Source organism: Bradyrhizobium sp. B117 (assembly GCF_038969555.1).
Classification (GTDB): Bacteria; Pseudomonadota; Alphaproteobacteria; order Rhizobiales; family Xanthobacteraceae; genus Bradyrhizobium.
On sequence record NZ_CP152414.1, the window covers coordinates 1,628,273 to 1,651,924 of the forward strand.

Annotated in this window: 19 protein-coding genes and 2 pseudogenes; 15 read left to right on the forward strand and 6 right to left on the reverse strand. The window is 62.9% G+C overall.

The window, feature by feature from the left end; translation table 11 throughout:
- Nucleotides 1-19: 19 nt before the first annotated feature.
- On the forward strand, nucleotides 20-1,231 hold the full coding sequence (locus AAFG16_RS07900; RefSeq protein WP_342738507.1) for a diaminopropionate ammonia-lyase: 1,212 nt from the start codon (nucleotides 20-22) through the stop codon (nucleotides 1,229-1,231).
- 26 nt (nucleotides 1,232-1,257) lie between these two features.
- On the opposite strand, the gene AAFG16_RS07905 is transcribed toward AAFG16_RS07900, so the two are convergent.
- Nucleotides 1,258-1,740 (reverse strand): Lrp/AsnC family transcriptional regulator, encoded by a 483-nt coding sequence (locus tag AAFG16_RS07905; protein ID WP_342738509.1) that lies wholly within the window; start codon nucleotides 1,738-1,740, stop codon nucleotides 1,258-1,260.
- Between the two features lie 133 nt (nucleotides 1,741-1,873).
- On the opposite strand from AAFG16_RS07905, the gene AAFG16_RS07910 reads away from it, so the two are divergent.
- From AAFG16_RS07910 to AAFG16_RS07940, 7 genes and pseudogenes are all read left to right on the forward strand, one after another.
- Nucleotides 1,874-2,989, forward strand: a complete 1,116-nt coding sequence (locus AAFG16_RS07910; RefSeq protein ID WP_342738511.1) for an ABC transporter substrate-binding protein — start codon at nucleotides 1,874-1,876, stop codon at nucleotides 2,987-2,989.
- Nucleotides 2,990-2,996: 7 nt separating this feature from the next.
- Nucleotides 2,997-4,793: an ABC transporter permease subunit gene (locus tag AAFG16_RS07915; protein ID WP_342738513.1), complete on the forward strand. Its 1,797-nt coding sequence runs from the start codon at nucleotides 2,997-2,999 to the stop codon at nucleotides 4,791-4,793.
- Nucleotides 4,794-4,897: 104 nt separating this feature from the next.
- Nucleotides 4,898-6,040: a Xaa-Pro peptidase family protein gene (locus AAFG16_RS07920; protein WP_342738515.1), complete on the forward strand. Its 1,143-nt coding sequence runs from the start codon at nucleotides 4,898-4,900 to the stop codon at nucleotides 6,038-6,040.
- Entirely contained in the window at nucleotides 6,037-7,164 is a 1,128-nt protein-coding gene (locus AAFG16_RS07925; protein ID WP_342738517.1) for an ABC transporter ATP-binding protein, read from the forward strand. Before AAFG16_RS07920 ends, AAFG16_RS07925 begins: the two co-directional genes overlap by 4 nt.
- Nucleotides 7,165-7,198: 34 nt before the next feature.
- Nucleotides 7,199-8,593, forward strand: a complete 1,395-nt coding sequence (locus AAFG16_RS07930; RefSeq protein ID WP_342738519.1) for a M20 family metallopeptidase — start codon at nucleotides 7,199-7,201, stop codon at nucleotides 8,591-8,593.
- 445 nt (nucleotides 8,594-9,038) lie between these two features.
- Nucleotides 9,039-9,479, forward strand: a pseudogene (locus tag AAFG16_RS07935) (ABC transporter substrate-binding protein); the annotation flags it as partial.
- Nucleotides 9,480-9,565: 86 nt separating this feature from the next.
- Nucleotides 9,566-9,661: pseudogene (locus tag AAFG16_RS07940) on the forward strand (hypothetical protein); the annotation flags it as partial.
- Nucleotides 9,662-9,733: 72 nt separating this feature from the next.
- Here the strand turns inward: AAFG16_RS07940 and AAFG16_RS07945 are convergent.
- From AAFG16_RS07945 to AAFG16_RS07965, 5 genes are all read right to left on the reverse strand, one after another.
- Nucleotides 9,734-10,774 (reverse strand): tripartite tricarboxylate transporter substrate binding protein, encoded by a 1,041-nt coding sequence (locus AAFG16_RS07945; RefSeq protein ID WP_342738521.1) that lies wholly within the window; start codon nucleotides 10,772-10,774, stop codon nucleotides 9,734-9,736.
- 215 nt (nucleotides 10,775-10,989) lie between these two features.
- The gene (locus AAFG16_RS07950) at nucleotides 10,990-11,418 is read right to left on the reverse strand and encodes an SIP domain-containing protein (protein WP_342738523.1); all 429 of its coding nucleotides are present in this window, start codon (nucleotides 11,416-11,418) and stop codon (nucleotides 10,990-10,992) included.
- Nucleotides 11,419-11,756: 338 nt separating this feature from the next.
- On the reverse strand, nucleotides 11,757-12,446 hold the full coding sequence (locus tag AAFG16_RS07955) for a class I SAM-dependent methyltransferase (protein WP_342738525.1): 690 nt from the start codon (nucleotides 12,444-12,446) through the stop codon (nucleotides 11,757-11,759).
- Nucleotides 12,447-12,550: 104 nt separating this feature from the next.
- On the reverse strand, nucleotides 12,551-13,246 hold the full coding sequence (locus tag AAFG16_RS07960) for a helix-turn-helix transcriptional regulator (protein ID WP_342738527.1): 696 nt from the start codon (nucleotides 13,244-13,246) through the stop codon (nucleotides 12,551-12,553).
- A gap of 225 nt (nucleotides 13,247-13,471) precedes the next feature.
- Nucleotides 13,472-14,440, reverse strand: coding sequence for a LysR family transcriptional regulator (locus AAFG16_RS07965; protein WP_342740870.1), 969 nt, complete (start codon nucleotides 14,438-14,440; stop codon nucleotides 13,472-13,474).
- Nucleotides 14,441-14,613: 173 nt separating this feature from the next.
- Between AAFG16_RS07965 and AAFG16_RS07970 the strand changes: the two genes are divergently transcribed.
- The 7 genes from AAFG16_RS07970 to AAFG16_RS08000 all read left to right on the forward strand — a co-directional run bounded on the left by AAFG16_RS07970 (nucleotide 14,614) and on the right by AAFG16_RS08000 (nucleotide 23,652).
- A complete protein-coding gene (locus AAFG16_RS07970; protein ID WP_342738528.1) occupies nucleotides 14,614-15,231 on the forward strand; it encodes a UbiX family flavin prenyltransferase in 618 nt (205 codons plus the stop codon).
- A 27-nt stretch (nucleotides 15,232-15,258) separates the two neighbouring features.
- Nucleotides 15,259-16,680 (forward strand): UbiD family decarboxylase, encoded by a 1,422-nt coding sequence (locus AAFG16_RS07975; protein ID WP_342738530.1) that lies wholly within the window; start codon nucleotides 15,259-15,261, stop codon nucleotides 16,678-16,680.
- A 124-nt stretch (nucleotides 16,681-16,804) separates the two neighbouring features.
- Nucleotides 16,805-17,644: a helix-turn-helix transcriptional regulator gene (locus AAFG16_RS07980; RefSeq protein WP_342738532.1), complete on the forward strand. Its 840-nt coding sequence runs from the start codon at nucleotides 16,805-16,807 to the stop codon at nucleotides 17,642-17,644.
- Between the two features lie 129 nt (nucleotides 17,645-17,773).
- Complete coding sequence (locus AAFG16_RS07985) at nucleotides 17,774-20,788, forward strand: molybdopterin cofactor-binding domain-containing protein (RefSeq protein ID WP_342738534.1); 3,015 nt, start codon at nucleotides 17,774-17,776, stop codon at nucleotides 20,786-20,788.
- A complete protein-coding gene (locus tag AAFG16_RS07990; RefSeq protein WP_342738536.1) occupies nucleotides 20,785-21,600 on the forward strand; it encodes an FAD binding domain-containing protein in 816 nt (271 codons plus the stop codon). Before AAFG16_RS07985 ends, AAFG16_RS07990 begins: the two co-directional genes overlap by 4 nt.
- Nucleotides 21,597-22,115 (forward strand): (2Fe-2S)-binding protein, encoded by a 519-nt coding sequence (locus AAFG16_RS07995; RefSeq protein WP_342738538.1) that lies wholly within the window; start codon nucleotides 21,597-21,599, stop codon nucleotides 22,113-22,115. Before AAFG16_RS07990 ends, AAFG16_RS07995 begins: the two co-directional genes overlap by 4 nt.
- Nucleotides 22,108-23,652, forward strand: coding sequence for an AMP-binding protein (locus tag AAFG16_RS08000; RefSeq protein ID WP_342738540.1), 1,545 nt, complete (start codon nucleotides 22,108-22,110; stop codon nucleotides 23,650-23,652). The genes AAFG16_RS07995 and AAFG16_RS08000 overlap by 8 nt, the downstream gene beginning before the upstream one ends.

The following is a 23,652-nucleotide window of genomic DNA, read 5'->3' on the forward strand; positions in this document are numbered from 1 at the left end:
GCTTGCCAGGAGGATGACCTTGGTACTCCCTTTGAAGCCCGCGGAAACCCCGACGGAGACGCTCGCCAATCGGCCCGTTCTGCTGCGCGATCGGTCATCCGGCCTGAAACAGGCTCCTTGGTGGTGCGACCGCAACGCAGGAGATGAGCCTCTCCGTCTCCTCCAAGCCTGCCCGCGCTATGCGCCGACGGACTTGATTTCTCTACCGCGTACCGCCGAAAGGCTGGGTGTTGGCGAAATCTGGATCAAGGACGAGACACAGCGACTTGGCATAGGCAGCTTCAAGGGACTCGGGGGAGCCTATGCGGTGCTGAAGCTCGCTATGCAACACGTCGAGAGGCGGACAGGACGGGCGATTCTTCCGGCAGCGCTGATGGAGCCTGGCGTTCGAGCCATGCTTTCGGAGCTCACCTTTTCCTGCGCTTCGGACGGCAACCACGGCCGTTCGGTGTCGGCTGCCGCGAGGCTCATTGGAGCGCGGGCCGTCGTATATCTCCACGCGGGCGTGAGCGATGAGCGCGCCGCTCATATCTCGCGGCTCGGCGCTGCGACCGTGCGTGTGACGGGAGACTATCACAACTCCGTCGAGGCTGCAGCCAAGGCTGCCTCGCAGGACGGTTGGATTGCTGTCCCGGATACAGTCGGCCCCGGTGAGGACGACACTGCTTGCACGCTTGTGGTCCAGGGGTATGCGATCCTGATCGAGGAAATCGTTGCAGCAACGAGGGGACAGTCAAAGCCGTTTACGCATGTTCTGGTTCAGGCTGGCGTAGGAGGCCTTGCAGCAAGCGTGTTCGGCCATGGCTGGGCACGTGGTCTATTCGGGCGCGATACCCATCTCTGGATCGTGGAGCCAGAACGGTCGGCATGCCTCTACGAGAGCACCCGCGCAGAGAGGCCGATACGCCTTCCGCCGGGGCCTGCTACGAACATGGCCATGCTCGAGTGCCAAAGCCCATCGCTACTCGTCTGGCCGGTTATCGATGCCTTGGCCACAGGCTTCCTCACGGTCACAGACGAACAAGCCAGCGATGCGGTCCGTCTGCTCAATGCGGGAGTGTCAGGCGACGCGCCTCTTCGGGTCGGCGAGTCGGGAGCGGCGGGATTGGCCGGTCTCATCAGGGCGGCGGATGACCGCCGAGATCAGCTCGGGCTGGATCAGTCTGCGAAAGTCCTGCTGTTCGCGACCGAAGGTCCCACGGACCTGTCAGTCTGGAGTGGAAGCCGTTAAGCCGCCGCAAGGAGCGTGCGCGTCGCTCAGGAAACGTCGAGATTGATGCGTGTCGTGAACTTGACTGTCTGCATCGCCACGAAGGTCGTGAACGACTTAATATTCTTGTCTGGGAAAAATGCCCTTTCGGTGAAAGCTCCATACTCTTCCATCGAATCCGTATTGACGACCAGAATGAAATCAGCTGCCCCGGTCACGTAATAACATTGCGTGACTTCGGGATACGCGCTCATTCGGCTCTTGAAGGTGTCGAGAAGAGGGAGGTGTTCCTGTTCGAGAGCGACGAGCACAATCGACGTCACCCGCTTTCCCGTGACCGACGGAGCTACGATCGAAACATCAGACATGATCGCGCCGCTCTCGCGTAGCCGCCGTAGTCGACGCAGGCAGGACGTCGGTGACAGGCCTACACGTTCCCCAAGCTCTTCCGAGGTCTGCTGATTGTTCTCCTGGAGTAACATCAGCAACTTGAGATCGAGGCGATCGAGATCCGCACGCGTGATGGCCATCCGGATTTCCCTCAAGATTGCAATTATCCGGCGCGCAAGAGCAAAAAACGGCGAATTCCGCCACCGGCACGTCACATTATATGCGCGAGGAGTGCCGGAGCAAGCATTGCCAACGAGGAAGGGGAGAACAGTCATGGTCGATATCGTAAGACGCAGACTTCTTAAGGGCACCGCGCTCGTCGGAGGCCTTGTCGGGACGCGCTCCCTGTTTCCGGCTCCCGCGATCGCTCAAATTCCGAAGGGGACCGGTGAAGTCGTGGTCTACGACGGTGGCGGATCATGGGGTGAGGCGAAGCGGCTAGCTTACTTTGAGCCCTTCGAGCGCGAGACCGGCATCAAGGTGATCGCGCAACCTCGCACCGATACGGGAGCTGCGCGCGCGAGCGTACTCGCGGGGGCGCCTCGGTATGACGTCATGATCCTGCCGGGTGGTAAGGCGCCGACCTTCGAGCGAGATAATTTGCTGGTCCCGATCGACTACGGCTACTTCGAGAAGTCCGACCTGGAGGCGTTTAGTCCTGTCAAGGTCGGCAAGTTCACGGTGCCTGCGATCGTCTATTCGCTCTTCATCGCGTATGACTCGTCCAAGTTTACATCCAATGCGCCGAACTCGTGGGCTGATGTATGGGATGCCCAGAAATTTGCGGGGCGACGTTCATTGATGGCCGGTACATGGGCCTCCGATGGCGGAACCTTTGAGGCGGCCCTGATGGCGGACGGTGTTGAGCCCTCGAAGCTCTATCCAATCGATTGGGATCGGGCGTTCAAGAGCCTCGGTCGCATTAAACCGAATATTGTGAAGTGGTGGAACAACGGGGCGGAAGCGCCTCAGCTTATCATCGACAAGCTCATCACAGCTGGCAGCGCCTGGAATGGTCGGGTTTCCGCGGCCAACGAACAGGGCGCGAAAATCGGTTACACGTGGAATCAGGGTATCTTGCAATACGATTGCTGGGTCGTCTTGAAAGGGACCAAAAACGCGGACAACGCGTTCAAATTCCTTGCCTTCTCCGCCCGCGCCGAAAACCAGGCGAAATTCGTGCAGCACATACTGTATGCGCCGCCAAACTCGCGCGCCTTCGACCTAATCCCGCCCGATCGCGCCAAGCTTCTGCCCACTTCGCCGGATGCACGCAAACAGCAGTTCGTGCAGGACTATGAATTCTGGACCGCCCGAGCCGCCGGTGAGCGCGCGAACAACGAAATCGCCGTGGCTCAGTGGGAGCGATGGCTTGCGGGGGCGCGGTAAGACGGCGATGTCGAACTCCAGCGTGACCATAGCATCCAATCGGAGCTGGTCCATCGGACGGGACAAGCTCACTCCCATCCTGTTGCTCCTTCCGATCGTGGTACTGTTCGCGTTCGGTTATCTGATGCCGCTGTCTCAGCTCGCGCTCAAGAGCCTGCAATCCGATGGTGCTTGGTCGCTCAAGAGTTATAGCGAAATCGCGAGCTCATCCTCGTTCTTCTGGATCGTTCTGAAGACGCTCACGCTTGCTTTGACGGTTACCATCATATGTCTGGTGATCGCCTATCCGCTGGCTTACACGATCTCTCGATGTTCGGACAGAGTGGCGACGCTCTTGCTCTTCATCGTCACGCTTCCGTACCTCACCAGCGTCCTTATTCGCACGTATGCCTGGATCGTACTGCTCAGTCCAAACGGACCGATAAACAAGGTGCTTCTTGCGCTCGGAGCGATTTCCGAGCCGCTTCAGATGGTCTTTAATTCGACCGGCGTTTACATCGGGATGGTCCAGGTCCAGCTCCCGCTGATGGTATTTCCCCTGTATGCGGCGCTGACACGAGCCAACCCGAATCTGACCAGGGCCGCGCAGAGCTTAGGAAGTCCGCCCTCGGATGCATTCGTTCGCGTTACGCTACCGTCGTCGATGCCCGGGCTTGTCAGCGGATGTACTCTCGTCTTCCTCTCCTGCCTGGGTTTCTATATCACGCCGGAGCTTCTGGGAGGCCCGGACGACTATCTCATTGCGCAGGGCATTAGCCTGAGGGTCCTGATCCTCGGTAATTTCAGCGAAGCGGCCGCTCAAGCTTCACTGCTTCTGCTCGCGGTCGTTGTGATTTTTCTTGTATTTCGACGCCGCATTGCGGAAGAACTCGACGACCGTCCGGAATCGGATGATATCCGTGCATCGAGCGCGCTCGATTCGCAGTTCACCGCGAGACGACCATTCGCAGAGCGCTTGTACTCGCTGTCGCACGGTCCCATTTTACGCCTGCACGAACTCCTGTCTAACATTCGTAAGCCGTTGCTGTACGCGTCGGCAGGATTCGCGCTTCTCCTGCTTGTCCTCCCCTTTGCGGCGGTCATTCCGCTGGCGTTCAGCGATGCTCCCTATCTCACGTTTCCGCCGCCCGCCTATTCGCTCCGGTGGTTTTCTCGCCTGTTCAGCAACACTCAGTGGCTGGATGCGCTGAGCTTCAGTTTGCGCTGGGCAGGCTTGGCGGCGCTCTTGAGCGTCGCCGTTGGCGTCCCAGCCGCATTCGCACTGGTTCGTCATCGTTTTTTGGGGCGACTTCCGATCTACCTTCTTCTGATCTCGCCACTGATCGTTCCGCACGTCGTCATGGCCGTCTCGCTATTCTTCGCGCTTGCGGGATCTTCGCTGATCGGCTCTCCCTTAGCGTTCGCCCTCAGCTACACGATCATCGGAACACCATATGCAGTCGTTGTGACGATAGCCGGCTTGAAGCGCTTCGATCGTACACTTGAGCGAGCGGCGTCGAGTCTTGGTGCGAGCCCGATAACGATCTTGCGGACCGTGACTTTGCCTCTGCTGTTTCCGACGCTCGCGAGCGCGGCAATATTCGCCTTCATTGTTGGCTTCGATGATGTGGTGTTTGGCCTTTTTCTGAGTGGGCCATCCGCTACGCCGCTGCCTATGCGGATGTGGGATAATATTCGCCTTGAGATCAGTCCGCAGATCGCGGTGATCGCTGTCTTGTTCCTGGCCGTGCTGGTTCTGCTCTGTCTCCTCCGTTTCTTCGTCGGAGCGGCCATTGAAGGCCGCCGGACGCGAGCTGGGATCTGACCTGAACATGACGACGTTGGGACGCGCCACATAGCCTTCAACAGACCCGCGTGGTGACCTTGTCGGTGTTGTCCGCAAATAGCGTAAGAGCAGAAAGTTGAAACATGATTCGCGATCTCACTTTTTCCGTCGGAGAGTACAGGCGTCGGCTGCTGTTGGTTCAGGAGCTTATCGCGGCTCGTCGCCTCGATTGCGTCATTCTCGATGAACCGGAGATGATGGCTTGGTTGTCGGGCTATACCGTCTCCGAGAACCTCTGGCGTGCGTGCGTCGTGCCGGCCTCGGGCGAACCGTTCCTTCTGGTTCGCAAGCTCGATACGCCGCCGGCGCAGCAGCGGAGCTGGATGGAAGATATCGTCGGCTTTCGTGACTGGGACGATCCCTTGGTCACCTTGGTGGATGCGTTGCGCGATCGGAAGATCGCACACAAGCATATTGGTGTCGAATTCCAGTCGAATTCGTTCACCGTTCAGCGGCACAATCGCCTCCGCGCGCTTCTGCCTGGCTCAGATGTCCGCGATCTCGAACGCTCCGCATGGAGCCTCAGAGGCTGCAAGTCAGCCGAGGAGATTGCCCACATGAGACGTGCGGGTACCCTTCTGGACAGCGCCTTCCAAGCGACAGTGAGGGAAGTCGGGTCTGGAAAGAGCCAGCGTGAGGTCGCGGCGGCCGCTGCAAGCGCCTATTACAAGCTCGGGTTTGACGATGGCTTCGTCGGTCCGCTCAATGTCGGATCTGGCTGGGACTCTCTACACGGATTTCTCGAAGAGCGACCTCTGGTCGACGGTGACATCGTTCACATCGAGCTCCTGCCTCGCCTGCGTTTCTATACCGTCCGCATCATGCGCTCTGTCATCGTGGGGCGGGCGACCGATGAGCAGAGGGCGGCTGCGGAGACCCTGATCTCACTTCAGGACCAGCAAATTGCTGCGCTTCGGCCTGGGGCGCTCGCTGCCGATGTCGATCGCATCGTGCGGGAAGGTGTTGTGGCGGCGGGTTTGCGTGACACCTATGACAATATCACCGGCTACACGCTCGGAGTGGCGCCACTCGTCTCTCAGCATACCAGTGATCTGTATCGCTGCTTCACTCCGCGCTCGGACTGGATGGTTGAGGAGGGCATGGTCTTCCATATGTACACTTCGGCCGCAGGTCTGGCGATGAGCGATTCCGTCGTCGTGACCAAGACCGGAGGCGAACGACTGACCAAGACGCCACGTCAGATATTCGAAACGGACGCAAGATGACAATCACAGCTGCGGTGACCGCCGATCATTCGGCTAATATTTCTGTGTCCAGCAAGGATAAGCGGGGCGCGGTGTCGGTCGACGCGATCACCAAGATGTTTGGTTCGGTGAAAGCAGTCGATGGTGTCTCGTTGTCAGTACGGCCTGGCGAGTTCGTGGCGCTGCTCGGATCCAGTGGATCTGGCAAGTCCACGCTCCTCATGATGATCGCGGGCTTCGAAACGCCTTCTTCGGGCGATATTAGGCTGGATGGCGTCCGGATCAACGATGTTCCCGGACATCGCCGCGGTTTTGGAATGGTGTTCCAGAACTATGCACTCTTTCCGCACATGACCGTCGCGGAGAACATTGCGTATCCTCTTCGGAGGCGCGGCATGAGCGGCCGTGACGTCGAACGTGAGGTCACTAAGGCATTGAAGCTGGTCGCGCTCGACGGTTACGGCGCGCGGCTCCCAAGCCAGATGTCGGGAGGGCAGCAGCAACGTGTTGCACTGGCCCGTGCATTGGTGTTCCGGCCGCCCCTCCTGTTGATGGATGAGCCGCTCGGGGCGCTGGATCGCAAGCTTCGACAGCAGCTTCAGATGGAGATCAAGCTGATCCATAAAGAGGTGGGCAGCACCATCATCTTCGTCACCCACGATCAGGAAGAAGCCCTGTCTATGGCCGATCGCGTGGCCGTTCTTGAGCATGGCCGTCTGCAGCAGTTCGGATCGCCTCGGGAGCTCTACGAGGAGCCGGCGACGGCCTTCGTCGCCGATTTCATCGGCGAGACAAACTTCTTGCCCGCCGAACTACGCCGGTCTGGTGAGAGTGTTGCAGTAGGAACACCGGATCTCGGACTGTGGGTTGATGTGCGCAAGGAGCAAGTGCTTTCTCAGCAGGATCGAGGGCTACTCGCAGTTCGCCCCGAATTTATCCGTTTGGAGATAGATGAAGAGGCCACGGCTACGGTGCTGGAATCCGCGTACACGGGCACCAACCAGAGCGTCTTGGTGCAAGTGGGCGGGCTGAGGCTGACCGCGCGGATTCCGGTCAAGCCGGGACAGCCGCTGTTCCAATCCGGTCAGCGGGTCCGCATCGAGATCGCGGCTGCGCATACCCGCGTGTTCCCGGCCGCCCGTTGAGCCCCTTTTGGTGGCGTGCGAGGAGCCGCCCGAAATGAGCAGGAGCGCTGCAATCTCGCGCGCGAGAAGCCATCTCGATTCTGGAGACTTCGAGACCGTTCTCTCGCGCCTCGTCGCCATTCCTTCCGAGAGCCAGAACCCGGAGCGAGCACTTCAGATTGTCGGATATCTCGACGAGCTCCGCTGCATGCTTGAAGAGCTCGGCTGCGATTGCCGGCATTTGACTGCTGCAGGCGCGCATTTCTTGTATGCGGAGCGCAGAGAAGATGGAGCATTGCCGACGGTGTTGGGATATGGGCACGGCGATGTGGTTAGAGGAATGGACGAGTCGTGGGCCGCAGGAACGTCGCCTTGGCGCCTCGCAAAGCTCAATGATCGCTGGTATGGCCGGGGTGTCGCAGACAACAAGGGGCAGCATGCCATCAACATTGCCAGCCTCCGCGCTGTCCTCAAGACCAGAGGTCGCCTGGGATTCAACCTGAAATTCATCATCGAGATGGGCGAAGAGGTCGATTCACCCGGCCTCCGCGAACTTTGCTTGACGCACAAGAATCTTCTGAGCGCCGATCTTTTCATCGCGTCCGATGGACCGCGGTTGTCCGAGCATCGACCTACAATATTCCTGGGCTCGCGCGGATGTGTCACATTCGACATTGCAATTAAGGCGCGCGAGAGCGCGTATCACTCGGGCAATTGGGGCGGTCTGCTTTCCGATCCTGCAATCCAGCTCGCGCATGCGTTGGCGACGATCGTTTCTCCGACCGGCCGCATCCTGATTCCAGAATGGCTTCCAAGCGGGCTGCCTGAGTCCGTCCGGACGGTACTTGCCGATTGTGTGATTGACGGGGGACCTGGCGGACCTGAGATCGATCGGGCTTGGGGGGAGCCGGGACTGACTACGGCAGAGCAGGTGTATGGCTGGTGTTCGCTTGATGTTCTAGCCATGAGCTGCGGAAATCCGCAGGCGCCGGTCAACGCCATTCCCGCGAGTGCCTGGGCGCGCTGCCAGCTCCGCTTCGTGGTCGGCGTCGATCAGGAGGACATTTTGCCGGCGCTTCGGCGGCACCTCGTGACGTCCGGCCTCGACATGGTCCAGGTGACGCCAAGTCCCGACGACGGTGTTTTTCCTGCCACGCGCCTCGATCCTGAGGATCCTTGGGCTAGGTGGGCCCAAGCCTCGATCGCCCGGACGACGCAGAAATCGCCGGCAATCTTGCCGAATTTCGCCGGTTCGCTTCCGAACGACATCTTTGCCAAAGTGCTAAATCTGCCTACGTTATGGGTGCCCCACGCCTATCCGGGATGCCAGCAACATGCAGCCAACGAGCACCTGCCGATCGGGCTCGCACGCGAGGCTCTGGAGATTATGGCGGGGCTATATTGGGATCTCGGTGAGCCAGATACCCTTCCTCCAGTCCGACGAGGATGAACTGATCGGCTGCGCTTTGCTGGCGCCGTGGCGCGGGTGATTGTTTTTCTGCGAAGGCCCTTGCGCATTTTCGAAGTACCGTTTCCCGACTGATGCGCCAAGCTCCGTCAAGGTGGCGCCGAGCGCCATCTTCGAGTGCGGACGCTGAAGGGGCAATGCACATGGGTGATGCATCGGACCATCATGGCCTTGGTGGCAAGAGCTGCAATTGTTGCCAGACTGACCCGGCTCAGCCGAGCCTTGAGGCTGCCGTCTCGAACCGAATCGAGCAGGCGATGCTACAAGGCCTGTTCCCGCAGCCGATATTGCGGCGCGCGAATTGCTGCGAACCGTCGGCGCCGGCGCGATCATCGGGGCGCTTTCGAGCATTCTTCCGATCGAGACGCTCAAGGCCATTGCCCAGGAGCGCAAGCCACTCGAGAAGTCGAAGCTTGCGGTTGGCTTCTTGTCGATCACCTGTGCCGTTCCGCTGATCTACGGCGAGAAGCTCGGAAGCTACAGCAGGGAGGGCCTCGAGGTCAGCCTGCAGAAGATCGCTGGAATTGCTTTGATTCGAGACAAGATGCACAATGGAGAGCTGGACGTTTCACAGCAGGTCATGCCCGTGCCCCTGACGATGACGGCAGGGCTCGGTGGAAATGTCCAGTCGATCAAGGTGCTTACCATCCTGAATCAAAACGGAAACTCTCTCGTCCTGGCCAACAAGCACAAGGATAATCGAGACCCGAAGAACTGGAAGGGCTTCACCTTCGCCGTTCCGTTCGAACAGAGCCACCAGACCCTGCAGCGTAACTATCTGGCTGCGGCCGGCCTCGATCCGGATCAGGACGTCAAATATCGGATCGTTCCGCCTACCGAGTACGTTGCGAGCCTTCGCGTCGGGAGTATCGACGGCTTCTTCGGTGGTGAGCCCGGCGGCCAGCGCGCAGTCTACGAGGGGGCGGGATTCATCCACCTCATCTCGAAGGAGATATCGGATACGGTCATCCGTGCTGCTCTGTCACTGCGTCCGAGAGCTGGATACAGCAGAACCCGAATACGTTTATGGCTTTCTACCGCGCCATCATTGCCGCCAGTCTTCACGTCTCGAAGCCGGAGAACCGCGTCGGGATGGCGAAGGTGCTGTCGGAGCCTCGATTTTCACATCGGCTCGATGCCGATCTTCTTGATGATCCCGGCCCATTTCACGGTCTCGGAAGTCATGAAATCCGTCAGGCCTTTCGGATCGAGCACCAGGGGCTCGGCACCCTGCTCGACGAAGAGCGCGCGCACCTTCAGGTCGCTCATGGCTTCGACCATCGCGGCGTAAACCTTGTCGATCACGGGCTTGCCGGTGCTGGCGGGCGCGAGTAGAGCGAGCCAAGCCGCGCTCTCGTATTCCTTGAGGCCGGCCTCAGCGGCGGTCGGTACGTCCGGCAGCGCCGTCATGCGCTTGTCGCTAGCAACCGCAAGCGGGCGCGCATCGCCGCTCTTGATCAGGCCGAGGACGTTTGGCAAGAGCTGGAAGCCGAGCGGGACCTGACCCGCGATGAAATCAGGCGTGTACGCGGCGATGTTTCGATAGGGAACGTGCGTGAGCTCGGTGCCCGTGAGCTGCTCGAAATAGGCCGCCGACAAATGCTGCGACGAGCCCACGCCGACCGTTCCGTAGTTCAGCTCGCGGGGATGCGCCTTGGCGTAGTCGATCAGCTCGGCCAGCGATGTTGGCGGCAGCCTTGAATTGATCACGATGACATTCGGCAGCGTTGCGAACAGGCCGATCGGGGCGAGGTCCTTGAGCGGATCGTAGGGGAGGTCCTTGTAGAGTGATTTGTTCGCAGCCAGCGGGCCGGAGGTGCTCATCAGCAAGGTGTAGCCGTCAGGGGCCGCATGCGCTGCGGCCGCGGTGCCGATATTGCCGCCGGCGCCGGGGCGATTGTCGACCACGAAGACCTGTCCGAGCGATGTGGACATGCGGTTGAGCAGGATGCGCGTGATCACGTCGCTGGCGCTGCCGCCGGCAAAGGGCACGAGCACCTGGACCGGCCGGGCGGGATAGTTTTGCGCGTTCGCAGCCTGCATCCCCGCGGCTGCAAGCAGGGCACCACCGCCGAGCGCGAGCAGCGATCTCCGGTCTGGACGAAATGCCGCGCGCTGCTGCTGAACGATGTCCGTGATCTTGCTGCGACCGAACCCTGTCATCTCGGACTGAATCTCCCGACTGTGTCTTGTTCTACGAGACCAAGCAGCGTCCGGACATGAGTCGTTGGGGGATCAGCGCCAGGCCGCGATTTTCTGCGCCTGGACCGTAATTAGCCGCTTGATGCGACCGTCATGCCGGCTGGTCTCAAAACTTACCAACCCGTCTCATTTTGCAGTGGACGCGACATCTTGTCCGAGTGAGACGGCCGTGATGTCTAATCCAGCCCGGTCTTGCCCGGCGCCCAATAGGCTTTTGCCTTGATCCGCGACGATGCGACGCCGGCCGCTTTCAGTGCGCGGCTGATGCGCTGGATGGATGATGCCTTGCCGGTCAGGATGAACTGCGCTCCGTTTGCAGCAAGGCGCAGCATTTCCGCCTCAACGGTCGTGAGATGGTCATCGCCGACGCTGCGCGCGATCAATCTCGCCTCGCCGAGGCCGATGGCCTCCAGCGCTTGCCGCGACTCCGTGACATCGGTGGCTTCGAACATGTGGAGCGCACCCCCGGCTTGCAAATTGTTGCGGAGAGCTGCGGCAATGCCGAACGAGGTTTCATCGCCGAACAGGACGACAGGCGCCTTGAGGCCGGCGAGATCGCGCGAGCGGCGCGGACCGAAGAACTGGCAGGTATCGCCTTCGCGCAAACCGCTCGCCCAGCGGCTGCCGGGGCCATCGCCATGCGAAGGTGAGCAGGCGTGTCCAGCCTTGGCCTGTGTCCCAGGACATCTTCGTGTAGGTGCGCGCACTCAGGCCCGCGCCCATCGCGACCTGGATCTTCTGGCCGGCGTTCCAGGCGACGTCCTTGAGCGCTTCGCCTTCGAGCTCGATGAGTCGAAAGCGCGGCGACAGCGTCTCGACAGCGGAGACGTGCGCAGGGCGCATCAGCCATCGCAGCAGCATCCGCGTGACGCGTCCTTGTGGTGCCTGCGATGGCTCGGAGATTTGCGGTGCTTGCCGGGCTCGTTCAAGGTTTGGCTCCCGATCAGGTCTTGACCGTCAATTCGTTGCCGCGCCCCGGATTGAACGGCAGCGACAATGAAAGGTAGCCGTTTTGCGGATTGCGCACGTAGTCGATATAGCCTGAGGCTTCCTCGAACGCGTTCTCGCCGACGATGAGCGTGCCTGGCTTCACATGTGGCTCCAGCAGTTTGAGAATGGGAAGATAGAGCGTAAAAGCGCCATCGAGCATCACCATGTCGATGTCGCCGCCGACGCCGGACTTGAGCGTCTCGCGTGCGTCGCCGAGGCGAAACTCGACAAAGTCGGCGAGCCCCGCGGCCGCGACGTTCTCCCGTGCCCGCTCGATCTTGCCGGGTTCGAGGTCGGTCCCGATCAGGCGGCCGCCCCCCATGTCGCGCAGCGCCGCCGCCATATAGATGGCGGAAACGCCCATCGAGGAGCCGAACTCGACGATGCGCCTCGCCTTGCAGGAGCGGACGCACATGTAGAGGAAGCGCCCCAACCGCGGAGAGACACTCAGGAAATTCCTCGCGAATCCGTGGTAGAGCCCCTTCAAGTCGCGGCTTTCGGCCTCGATCATCCGGCCGATGATCTCCTCGCGGCTGCTCGCCCCATTCGTGAAGGTTTGCGCCAGCGGCGCATCGGCCGCTTCGGCGTCCTGATGGAGGCGTTCGAGAACGTCCGCGACAAGCCCGCTGCTGAGTGAATCCATGGCTCTGGCTCCGCAAATTGCGCCTGACGGCGCTTCGGAGCCTGGATACGAAATCGTTTCTCTTGCCGCATTCCGCAAACGTGACAATCGATTGCGATTTCCGGTCAGTGTGCGCCGATGCGGCGTTCCGCCAGGTAGCGCGCCGGCGGCTTGCCCAGTGCCTTGCGGAACATGGTGACGAAGGCGCTCGCGCCCTCATAACCGAGATCGAGCGCCACTGTTTGCACCGAGGCGCCCTGGTCGAGGCGCTGAAGCGCAATGAGGATGTGGAGCTGCTGGCGCCAGCGGCCAAAGCTCATGCCGGTCTCGCGTTGCAGGATGCGGGTGAGGGTGCGCGGGGCAACGGCGATGCGCCGGCCCCAATCGTCGATCGTCGCGCGGTCCGACGGATTTTCCATCATCGCGCTGGCGATCCGGCGCAGCCTGGCATCGACAGGCATCAGGAAGCGCAGCTCTTCGACGGGCGCCAGCGAGAGCTGGTCGAGCAGCACCGTGGCGATCCGGCCGTCGGCGCCGTCGAGGTCGTACATGACGGGCATATGGGTGGCATGCACCAGCAAACTTGCCAGCAAAGGCGAGATCGACAGCGCGCAGCATTGCTGGGGGAGCGTCGGCACCGCATCCGGCTCGACGAACAGGCAATGCATCTCGACATCGCCAGCGACGCTCACGCTGTGCGGGATACGACCGGGAATCCATACCGCACAGCGCGGCGGCACGATCCAAACGCCGTGTCCGGCCTCCAGCCTGACGATGCCCCGCAAGGTCAGGACAAGCTCGTCCTTGCAATGTGCATGCATGGCGAGCTCCATGCCCTTCGTGACTATGTGGCCACCGAAACCTACGACGGCGCGCGGCACGGTTTCAGGATCGAAGTCCCCGAGGTCATCAGGGAGAATTTGGTCGGCGTTGAGCCGGAAGAAGGGCATGGTGGGCGATGATCGACCTGGGCGCGATGTATGCGTCAGACAATATCGGCCCGCGATAGCGAGTTTCAACGCAAAGGGCGCCAATCTCGATCAGTTCTAACCGGCTCGCCTCGGTGGCTTTCGGCTTTCCTTGCGGGAGGGCGAGCTCTTGCCGCCGGAGGAGGGCTCCACAAAATCTCTCGCCGCGGCGGCGGCCTGCGCCAGATCGTGGCTGATGACGTCAAGCACGGCCTTGGCCGCAACGGACACGGCTCGCCGCGGATGATGCACCCAGGCAATCGAGCGGACGATCCTTTGCTCATCGAAACGGTGTGCCCGGATGGTGCCGTTCGCAAGCGACTGCCGGAGCGCGATGGTCGGCAGCACCGTTGCGAAATCGGTGGTGGCGATGACGTCGCAGAGCGCGGGCAGGGTGTCGAGCTCGAGCCGCGGCCGCAGGTCGATGCCGACAGCGGCGGCGTGCTCGTCCAGGATCAGCCGCAGGCCGTGTCGCTTCGACGGCAGCACCAGATCGAAATTCGCGATGTGGTCGAACCGCAGTTTTGCGGGCGGCCTGGGCGGGCTGTCCTTGCGACAGGCGAACACCATCTCCTCGTCCATGACGTGATGCGCGGCCAGCGGCGTCTTCCGGCGCGGCACGTTGATCAGCGCGAAATCGAGCTGGCCGGTGTTGACCCAGTCGACCAACGTTTCCGTGTAGCCCTCGCAGACGGACAGCGTGATCTCGGGATAGCGGCTGGCGACGGTCGCGGACGAGCTGGCCATGGTGCTCTGCGCCACCGAGGTGATGAGGCCGACCGAGACGCGCCCTGAAATGCGGCCGCCAAGCTGCGCCATTTCCTGCCGCGCATACTCGGCGTCGCGCACGATCGGCGCGGTCAGCCGCAGCAGCGCCTCGCCCGCGCTGGTCAGCGTCATGCCCTGGACGCTGCGATCGAACAGTTTTTGACCGAGCTCGGCCTCGAGCTTGGCGATCTGCATGCTCAGCGCCGGCTGCACGATGTTAAGCTGGCGGGCGGCCCGTGTGACGTTTTTCTCCTCGGCGAGGCACAGGAAATATTGCATCTGCCTGAGTTCCACGGGCTTCCCCTGTCGTTCGTCGGCTTTGCTCGCGGCCATCATTTCAGATGATCGAAGGCATAATCAATCATTATTTGTGTTGATGGATGCCACTGCCTAGTCTTGCGACGGATGACGTGGCCGAGGGGCGCTCGGACCAAGGGAGCGAAACCAAAAATATGCAGGACACGCCCAAGCGGCTGATCATCGGCATTTCCGGCGCCTCGGGCGTCACGTATGGCGTGCGCCTGCTGCAGCTGCTGCGCAACGCCGGCGTCGAGACGCATCTGGTGATGTCGAAGACAGCCGAGCAGACCTTTGCCTACGAGACCGACCTGAAGATCGCGGAGGTGAGGGAGCTCGCCAATGTCAGCCATGGAATCGACGACATGGCGGCGGCGATCTCCAGCGGTTCGTTCCGCACCGCCGGGATGATCGTGGCGCCGTGCTCGATGCGCTCGATGTCCGAGATCGCCTCAGGCGTCACCACGACGCTTTTGACCCGCGCCGCCGACGTCGTGCTCAAGGAACGCCGGCGCCTGGTGCTGATGGTGCGCGAGACCCCACTCCACACCGGGCATCTCAGGACAATGACCGCCCTGTCCGAGATGGGTGCGATCATCGCGCCGCCCGTGCCGGCGTTCTACGTCAAGCCCGAAAACCTCGACGATATGGTCGAGCACACCGTCGGGCGCGTGCTCGACCTGTTCGACATCGATATCGGAATCGTGCGCCGCTGGGGCGAGGACGAAGCGCTCAAGCGCCGCTCGCCGTCGCTGCGCAAGATCGCGACCTGACCTAGAGACCAAGGGAAGACCCGTCATATGCGAATGGAAAATCTTGCGAGGCGAGGGGCGAACGTGCCGGCCGATCTGCGCGCATGGCTCGCTGACCGCGCCGAGCGTGGCAAGCTGGCGATTGCCCGCGAGGGCATCGCGCTGACCGACGAGCTCGCCGCGGTCGCCAAGCGGCTGGAACGCGATAGCGCTGTGCTGTTTCCGCGCCCCGACGGGCACGAGATTCCCGTCGTCGCCAACCTCTTTGCCGGCCGCGACTGGGTCGCCGATTCCCTTGGCGTGACCGAGGATCAGTTGCTGCCACGATTTCTCGCTGCCGCAAGCAATCCGCTGCCGACCCATGAGGTTCCGAGCGGGCCGGTGCAGGATGTCGTCCATGAGGACGTCGATCTGCTCCGCCAGCTTCCGATCCCCAAGCACAATGAGCGCGACAGCGGTCCTTACATCACGGCCGGATTGCTGATCGCGCGCAATCCAAAGACCGGGGTGCAGAACGTCTCGATCCACCGCTGTCAGATCAGCAGCAAGAACCGCATCGGCGTCCTGCTGCTGCCACGTCACACATTCTCGTACTACCGCCTCGCGGAAGAAATGGGCCAGGCGCTGGAGATCGCGATCGTCATCGGCGCGCATCCGGCCCTGCTGCTGGCGTCGCAGGCAATTGCCGCGATCGACGAGGACGAAATGGCGATTGCGGGCGCGCTGCTTGGCGCTCCCGTGGACGTCGTCAAATGCCGCACCAATTCGGTGCGCGTGCCCGCCCTCGCCGAAATCGTGATCGAGGGACGGATATTGCAAGGCGTGCGCGAGCCCGAGGGGCCGTTCGGCGAATTCCCCCAATATTACGGTCCGCGCGCCAATCGCGAGGTGATCGAGGTAGATGCAATCACGCATCGCGAGGCGCCGATCTTCCACACCATCGTCGGCGGCGGCTTTGAGCATCTGATCCTCGGCGGCGTGCCGCGCGAGGCGACGCTGCTTCAGCATTTGCGCCGCAGCTTTCCCAATGTGCTGGACGTTCGCCTTACGCGCGGCGGCACCTGCCGCTATCATCTCGCCATCAAGACGAACAAGAGCAATGACGGTGAGCCCAAGAACATCATGATGTGTGCCTTCGGCGCGCATTACGACATCAAGCAGGTGGTCGTGGTGGACAAAGACGTCGACATCTCCTCGTCCGAGGAGATCGAATGGGCGGTGGCAACGCGCTTCCAGGCCGACCGCGATCTCATGGTCGTGGCCGGCGCGCTCGGCTCGAAACTCGATCCGACCACCGATAATGGCATCAGCGCCAAGATGGGCCTCGATGCGACCGCTCCGGTCAGCGCGCCCGAGCTCGCCTTCAAGCGCATCCGCGTCAAGGGCGAGGAGGAGGTCGATCTGGCGACCGTCTTGCAGGCCGATCCCAGCGCCGCGGTCGCGCGGCTTCTGGCGGAGGCGCGGGCATGAGCTGGTTACCGGCCGACAGCAACTTGCGTCGCTTTGTGGCGTTGGTATTGTCGACTGGTGCTGCTTATAGTGCCGCGCCAATAATGCAATTATCTTGCAGCGCAACGCTGCGAGGGAGGAACTGATGTCGACGGCCCTGCGCATCGCTCATGGCGCTTTTGGCAGGGTCGCTCTGCTCGACATGGACCGTTCGCTGGTCCGCCACGCCCATCACCATTGTCATGTGCTGCTGAAGGTCGAGGGCGCCGACACGCAGTTTCTGGTGGGCGACCAGGTTACACCGCTGACGGACACGACCGCGGTGCTTGTCGACGGCTGGAAGCCGCATTCTTATGTGCACGACGCCAACCGTCCGCGCACCCTGATCATGGCGCTCTATATCGAGCCGGAATGGCTGAAGGAGTTCCGCCCCGGCTGGGCCGCGAGCGGTGCGCCGGGCTTTTTCGAGCGACCGTCGGGCGAGGTGTCGCCGCGCATCCGGCAGCTCACGCTGCATCTCGCGGCCGAAATGATGGCGAATCCGGACGCGGTGCGGACCCACGAGCAGACGCTGTCCGATCTCATGATCGCGGTGATCGAGCGTTTTACGCCGTGGCGCAGCTTCCCAACCTCGATCCGTAGCATGAGCGCGGTGAGCTGCGACTGGCGCATCCGCCGCGCGATGGATGCGATGCGGGTTCACGATTCCTATGCCAACGTGGATCAGTTCGTGAAGGGCGCGGGGCTATCGCGGGCGCAATTCTTCCGCCTGTTCGAGACCTCGCTCGGCGTCTCGCCAAAGCTCTATCTCAACGTCGTCCGCATGGAACGTGCGCTCGATGCGGTGATGCGCGAAGAGACGCCGCTCGGTGAGCTCAGCGAGCGTTTTGGCTTTCCGGAGCCCGCGCATTTCACGCGTTTCTTCCGCGATCACGCCGGCGTCAGCCCGCGTGAGTTTCGCAGCGTCTCGCGTCTCGCAGGTTGATATTGCGCTGCACACGCTCGAATGAGACGATTTGGTAAGTCGTGAGAGCGGAGGGTATGGCCTGCGCACCCCTCGTCCTGACAACTGTCACCGTCGCGTCAAAGAGCGCGTCGGGAGGTATGCCGGGACATGTTGCAGGCGGTCAAATCCGCGAACTCGGTCGATCAGGACAAAAGTGGCGACAGGCCGTGGGTCGGGCGTTCGATCGAGCGCGTCGAGGATGCCGCGCTGCTCTCCGGCCGCGGTCGCTTCATCGACGATATCGGCGTTCAGCCCGGCACGCTGCATGCGACCATCCTGCGCTCACCGCATGCGCACGCCGATATTCTCTCTATCGATGTTGAAGCGGCAAGGAGGCTGCCGGGTGTCGCGGCCGTTCTGATCGGCAGCGACGTCAAGGCCGTCACCACGAGCCTCGTCGTCGGCGTGAAGGCGCCGGTCGAGTGCTGGCCGATCGCGATGGACCGCGTGCGCTATGTCGGCGAGCCCGTAGCTGTGATCGTGGCCACCGACCGCGCCCGCGCCGAGGATGCGGCCGAACTGATCAATGTCGAGTATCGCCCGCGCGCCGCTGTCGTCGATCCGCTCGGCACGCTCGCGCCGGGTGCGCCGGCGCTGCACGACGGCTTTCCCGGCAATCTCGCCAGTGACCGCCACTTCCGCTACGGCGACCCTGAAAAGGCCTTTGCGGATGCGCCGCATCGCTTCTCCATCGATATCCGCTATCCCCGCAACTCCTGCACGCCGATCGAAACCTATGGCGTCGTCGCCTCGCACGATGCCGGCGAAGATGCGTTCGAAGTGCTCGCCAACTTCCAGGGCCCGTTCAGCATCCATACGGTGATCGCGCGCGCGCTGAAGGTGCCGGGCAATCGGTTGCGGCTGCGCACGCCGCCGGACTCCGGCGGCAGCTTTGGCGTCAAGCAGGGCGTGTTCCCGTATATCGTGCTGATCGCGGCCGCGGCCCGCGTCACGGGCCAGCCGGTGAAATGGATCGAGGATCGGCTCGAACATCTCACGGCATCGGTATCGGCGACCAACCGTGCGACGAGGTTGTCGGCGGCGGTTGCGGCCGACGGAAAAATCCTCGCGCTCGACTGGGAACAGGTCGAGGATTGCGGCGCGCATCTGCGCGCGCCGGAGCCTGCTACGCTCTATCGCATGCACGGCAATATGACCGGCGCCTACGACATCCGCCACGTCAAGATTCGCAACCGCGTCGTCGTCACCAACAAGACGCCGACCGGCCTCAACCGCGGTTTTGGTGGCCCGCAGGTCTACTTCGCGCTGGAGCGATTGGTTCAAAGGATCGCAATAAGCCTCGGGCTCGATCCGCTCGATGTCATCAAGCACAATCTAATCGATGCGGGCGCTTTCCCTTATCGCACCGCGACCGGCGCGCTGCTCGATTCCGGTAACTACCAGCAAGCCGTTGCGCTCGCGGTTGAGCAGGGCAAGCTTGCGGAGCTTAAAGCGCGGCGCGATGAGGTGCGGGCGCAGGGGCGGCTCTACGGCATCGGCTTCACCGCGGTGGTCGAGCCCAGCGTCTCCAACATGGGCTACATCACGACAGTGCTGACGGCGGCCGAGCGCCGCAAGGCAGGTCCCAAGAACGGCGCGCAGGCGACCGCGACCGTCGGGCTCGATCCGGTCGGCAGCGTCACGGTTCACGTGGCCTCGGTGCCACAGGGGCAGGGCCATCGCACCGTGCTGTCGCAGGTCGTCGCCGACGTGTTCGGCCTCCAGCCGAAGGACATTCGCGTCAACACCGAGATCGACACCGCCAAGGATGCCTGGTCGATCGCATCAGGCAATTACGCCAGCCGTTTCGCTGCGGCGGTGGCCGGCACGGCGAAGCTCGCGGCAGAGCGTGTCGCTGGCCGTCTCGCCCGCATCGCCGCCAGCCAGTTGAACGTCGAGGCCGCCGACATCGTGTTCGCAAGGGGCTTCGTCGCCTCCAAACACAATCCGGAGAACCGGATCGCGTTCTCGCGCGTCGCGGCGCTGAGCCACTGGTCGCCGGGCTCGCTGCCCGACGATGCCGGCCAGACCATTCGCGAGACCGTATTCTGGACACCCCCGGAGCTGACGGCGCCCGACGAGGACGACCGCATCAACTCGTCGCTCTGCCACGGTTTCATCTTCGATTTCTGCGGCGTCGAGATCGACCGCGTTACGCTGGAGACTCGGATCGACCGCTACGTCACGATGCACGATTGCGGCACCATTTTGCATCCCGGCATGGTCAACGGCCAGATCCGCGGCGGCTTTGCCCAGGCACTCGGGGCCGCGCTCTATGAGGAATATGCCTACGCCGAGGACGGCAGCTTTCTGACGGGGACGCTCGCCGACTATCTGCTGCCGACCACGACAGAGGTGCCGGAGCCGCAGATTATCCACATGGAGACGCCGTCGCCCTTCACGCCGCTCGGCGCGAAGGGCGTCGGCGAAGGCAATTGCATGTCCACGCCGGTCTGCATCGCCAATGCGGTGGCGGATGCGCTCGGCGTTGCCGACATCACGCTGCCGTTGGTGCCGGCGCGGCTTGCGGAGCTGGTGCGCGGCGCCGAACCGCCGCCGCCCGCAGGTGGCGCGGTTGCGGCGCCTCCGCGCGAAGGCGACCGGCGACTGCGCGGCGAGGGGCAGGCCTCGGTAAAGGGCGCGCCAGAACAGGTCTGGGCAATGCTGCTCGATCCGGCCACGCTGCAATCCGTCATTCCCGGCTGCCAGCGCGTCGACAAGATCACGGATACGCATTTCCGCGCCGACGTCACCCTCGGCATCGGCCCCGTCAGCGGGCGCTATCGCGCCGATGTCGAGCTGTTCGATCTCGACCCGCCACGTGCGGTGACCCTGCGCGGTGGCGCCACCGGTGCGCTCGGCTTCGGCAATGCCGAGGGACGCATCACACTCGCGCCCGACGGCAAGGGCGGGACGATGCTGACCTACAGTTATGACGCCGCGATTGGCGGCAAGGTTGCGAGCATCGGCGGCCGTCTACTCGATGGCGCGACGCGGGTGATCATCGGCCAGTTCTTCACCGCGCTCGCGCGAAAAGCGGGCGGTGGATGCACGGAGGGTGGGGGCTTCTCGCTGTTTGCCCTGCTGGCGAAGGTGGCCGGCCTGTTCGGGGGGCGCCGATGAAGCCGGCAGCATTCGACTATCTCCGCGCCGAAAGCATCAGTGACGCCCTCGAAGGGCTGGCGCAGCAGGGCGGCGACGCCCGCGTGCTCGCGGGCGGGCAGTCGCTGATGGCGATGCTCAATATGCGTCTCGCCAAGCCAAAATTGCTGATCGACATCATGCGCCTCGAGGAGCTCCGCAAGATCGAGCGGCAGAAGGATACCGTGGTCATCGGCGCCGGCGTGCGCCAGGCCGATCTACTGGCCTGGCCTGAGCTGGCCGAGGCGCTGCCGCTGGTGGCGCTGGCGCTGCCCTGGGTCGGTCATATGCAGACCCGCAGCCGGGGCACGATTTGCGGCTCACTTGCCCATGCCGATCCCAGTGCCGAGATGCCGCTGGCGCTGGTCGCGTTGGGCGGCGAAGTCCTGTTGCGTAGCGCGAAGCGGCGGCGGCGCGTTGCCGCAAAAGACTTCTTCGCCGGCATGATGCTGACCGCGCGCGCCGATGACGAGTTGATCGAGGGCATCTCGCTGCCGGTCATCAAGGAATCGCGCTTCGCCTTCCGCGAGGTCGCGCGCCGGCATGGCGATTTCGCCATTGTCGCTTGCGCTGCGATGAAAACCTCGACAGGGGTGCGCCTCACCGTCGGCGGCGTCGCCGACGTCCCGACCGCGCGCGACTGGCCGCGGCTCGGCGGCAGTGCCCTGGACGACGCTCTCAATGCCTTTGCCTACGAGCTCGGTGCGCGCGACGACGTCCACGCGACCGCGCGTTACCGCCGCGACCTCGTCCGCATGATCGGCCGCGATTTGATCTGCGAGGTGCTGCAATGATCCGCCTAAAGGCAGATAGCCGCCATCCTGTCCGCTTCACGCTGAACGGCAAGCCGGTCGAGGCCGAGGCCGAGCCGCGCATGCTGCTCTCCGATTTCCTGCGCCATCAATTGGGCGCGACCGGCACCCATGTCGGCTGCGAGCACGGCGTCTGCGGAGCCTGCACAATCGTCGTCGACGGCATGCTGACGCGGTCCTGTCTCACGCTCGCCGCACAGGTCGACGGTTGCGACCTGAAGACGGTCGAAGGGCTAGCGCCGTCCGCAGACCGGCTCGGCGTGCTGCAACGGGCGTTCCGCCGTAACCATGCGCTCCAGTGCGGCTTCTGCACCGCCGGCATCCTGATGTCGCTCGACCACTATCTCGCCAGGAACCCAAATCCGACGGAGGCGGCGATCCGCGATCTCCTCAGCGGGCATCTCTGCCGCTGCACCGGATACACCCCGATCATCCAGGCGGCGCTCGAAGCCGCCGCCGCGCTTGCTTCAACCACAAAAGAGACGTCCGATGCTTGATCTTGCCAGCAGCTTCATGGCCAGCGCCGCGCGCGATCCCCATGCCGTCGCGCTGGTCGACGGCGATCTCCGCCTGACCTACCGGCAATGGTACGACAAGATCTCCGGGCTGGTGGCATCCTTCGACCGCCTCGGCCTCAAGCCCGGCGATCACGTCGTCACGCTGCTGCAGAACCGCTGGGAGGCGGCGACGCTGCACTGGGCCTGCCAGTTTGCCGGCCTCGTGATCACGCCGATCAACTGGCGCGCCAAGGCCGACGAGTTCGATTACTGCATTGAAAACGCCGAAGCCTGCGCGATTGTCTATCAGGACATTTCCGCCGAAGCCGTCCAAGGCTCGGCGCTTGCCGGCCGGCTGCTGCGTATATCCGTCGATCCGGGGACAGGTGAGGCGGCGAGCTTTGCCGACATGCTCAGGGACCGCGCGCCGGACGCCGAGCCGCGTGTCGGCGCCGACGCCTGGTCGATCATGCTCTACACGTCGGGCACGACCTCGTTGCCGAAAGGCGTGCCGCGGCGGCATCGTGCTGAGCGGGCCGCGGCGATCGCCCATGTGACGCAAAACCTCTACGGCCGCGGCGAGCGCACGCTTGGAGTCATGCCGCTCTACCACACCATGGGCGTCCGCTCGCTGCTGGCGATGTCGCTGATCGGTGGCTCCTTCATTTGCCTGCCGCGCTATGACAGCCGCCAGGCGCTGGCGCTGATCGAGAAGGAAACGATTACAAATCTTTACCTGGTGCCGACGCTCTACCATGATCTCGTCCACCACGATGCCTTTGCCGCAACAGACGTGTCGAGCGTCCACAAGCTCGGCTTTGCCGGCGCGTCGATGACCGACGGTCTCCTGAAAAAGCTGAACGCCGCATTCAAGCCGGAGCTGTTCGTCAACCACTACGGCAGCTCAGAGATCTACACCTTTACGATTGACCAAAACGCTCCGGCAAAACCCGGCTCGGCCGGCAAGGCGGGGCTCAACCAGCACGTCAAGGTCGTGCGCATCGGCGCGCGTTCGGTCGCCGACCTTGCCGCAGTCGGCGAGGAGGGCGAGATCATCGCAACGCTCAAGGGCGACGAGGCTTTTGAAGGCTACTGGCGTCGCCCTGAGGCGGACGCCAAGTCCTTGCGCGAAGGCTGGTATTTCACCGGCGATACCGGCTTCGTCGATCCCGATGGCGACCTCTTTGTCACCGGTCGCGTCGACGACATGATCATCACCGGCGGCGAGAACGTCTCGCCGGTCGAGATCGAGAGCTGCCTGTCGCTGCATCCCGCCGTCGACGAGGTCGCGGTGGTCGGCGTCGCCGACGAGAAATGGGGCAAGGTCGTTGCCGCCTTCGTCAAGCGCAATCGCTCCGTGTCCGAGGTCGAGCTGGAGCAGTTCTGCCGCACCTCGGGTCTCGCCAACTTCAAGCGCCCCCGCCGCTACGTCTTCGTCGACGCCATTCCCAAATCACCGGTCGGCAAGCTGCTGCGGCGACTGCTCGTCGCCGGCGAATACGAAGCCGAGCGCCTGCCGCCGTCGGACGCCGCCTGA